The organism is Acinetobacter sp. YH12076 (assembly GCF_013419525.1).
In the GTDB taxonomy this organism is placed as follows: Bacteria; Pseudomonadota; Gammaproteobacteria; order Pseudomonadales; family Moraxellaceae; genus Acinetobacter; species Acinetobacter amyesii.
The window spans coordinates 1-1,660 of sequence record NZ_VOZY01000038.1; the positions used below are offsets into that span (position 1 = coordinate 1).

2 protein-coding genes are annotated in these 1,660 nt (G+C 44.9%); one reads left to right on the forward strand and one right to left on the reverse strand.

Annotated features, from left to right (window positions below; all coding sequences use genetic code 11):
* Window positions 1-193: 193 nt before the first annotated feature.
* Entirely contained in the window at window positions 194-1,009 is an 816-nt protein-coding gene (locus FTU22_RS16200; RefSeq protein WP_000018323.1) for an APH(3')-I family aminoglycoside O-phosphotransferase, read from the forward strand.
* Window positions 1,010-1,145: 136 nt separating this feature from the next.
* On the opposite strand, the gene FTU22_RS16205 is transcribed toward FTU22_RS16200, so the two are convergent.
* Entirely contained in the window at window positions 1,146-1,547 is a 402-nt protein-coding gene (locus FTU22_RS16205; protein WP_001183556.1) for a LysR substrate-binding domain-containing protein, read from the reverse strand.
* Between the last annotated feature and the right edge of the window lie 113 nt (window positions 1,548-1,660).

Here is a 1,660-nt window from a genome sequence, read left to right on the forward strand (position 1 = left end):
AGTACCAGCGTACGGCCCACAGAATGATGTCACGCTGAAAATGCCGGCCTTTGAATGGGTTCATGTGCAGCTCCATCAGCAAAAGGGGATGATAAGTTTATCACCACCGACTATTTGCAACAGTGCCGATAAAAATATATCATCATGAACAATAAAACTGTCTGCTTACATAAACAGTAATACAAGGGGTGTTATGAGCCATATTCAACGGGAAACGTCTTGCTCGAGGCCGCGATTAAATTCCAACCTGGATGCTGATTTATATGGGTATAGATGGGCTCGCGATAATGTCGGGCAATCAGGTGCGACAATCTATCGATTGTATGGGAAGCCCGATGCGCCAGAGTTGTTTCTGAAACATGGCAAAGGTAGCGTTGCCAATGATGTTACAGATGAGATGGTCAGACTAAACTGGCTGACGGCATTTATGCCTCTTCCGACCATCAAGCATTTTATCCGTACTCCTGATGATGCATGGTTACTCACCACTGCGATCCCCGGGAAAACAGCATTCCAGGTATTAGAAGAATATCCTGATTCAGGTGAAAATATTGTTGATGCGCTGGCAGCGTTCCTGCGCCGGTTGCATTCGATTCCTGTTTGTAATTGTCCTTTTAACAGCGATCGCGCATTTCGTCTCGCTCAGGCGCAATCACGAATGAATAACGGTTTGGTTGATGCGAGTGATTTTGATGACGAGCGTAATGGCTGGCCTGTTGAACAAGTCTGGAAAGAAATGCATAAGCTTTTGCCATTCTCACCGGATTCAGTCGTCACTCATGGTGATTTCTCACTTGATAACCTTATTTTTGACGAGGGGAAATTAATAGGTTGTATTGATGTTGGACGAGTCGGAATCGCAGACCGATACCAGGATCTTGCCATCCTATGGAACTGCCTCGGTGAGTTTTCTCCTTCATTACAGAAACGGCTTTTTCAAAAATATGGTATTGATAATCCTGATATGAATAAATTGCAGTTTCATTTGATGCTCGATGAGTTTTTCTAATCAGAATTGGTTAATTGGTTGTAACACTGGCAGAGCATTACGCTGACTTGACGGGACGGCGCTTCCCTACCCTCATGGCCGCCTCCCAGGAATCGACCCAGGTGCTTATCGTGGACATAATCCTTTACTCATAAATTTATCTTATTCCATTATTGTACCTGTCACGCAAAACTTGCAGAAAAGCCATAAACGCAGGAGAATCCTGTCGGCGGTGAGGATAATAAATATGGTAGCCGTCAAAATATGGACACCACTCGGTCAGAACAGCAATCAGCTTGCCGCTTTTGATATATCCATCTGCAACATACTCGGGAATATAGGCAATCCCCAGCCCGTCTAATGCTGCATCGAGCTGATGAATCGTGCTGTTCGCAATATATTGCCCTTTGACTTTCAGACTGAATTTCTGAGCATCTTTCTCGAATTCCCAGGCGTACAATCCACTCGTATCAGAATAGCGGACGTTAATGCAGTTGTGGTTCAAAAGATCCTGCGGCTTCCTGGGCTTAGCATAACGCTTAAAATGGCACTGTTGCAAAGTTAGCGATGAGGCAGCCTTTTGTCTTATTCAAAGGCCTTACATTTCAAAAACTCTGCTTACCAGGCGCATTTCGCCCAGGGGATCACCATAATAAAATGCTGAGGCCTGGC

What these genes read in the sequence shown, in the direction of transcription:
- FTU22_RS16200 (WP_000018323.1), top strand. Translation starts at nt 194, where the DNA reads ATGAGCCATATTCAACGGGAAACGTCTTGCTCGAGGCCGCGATTAAAT.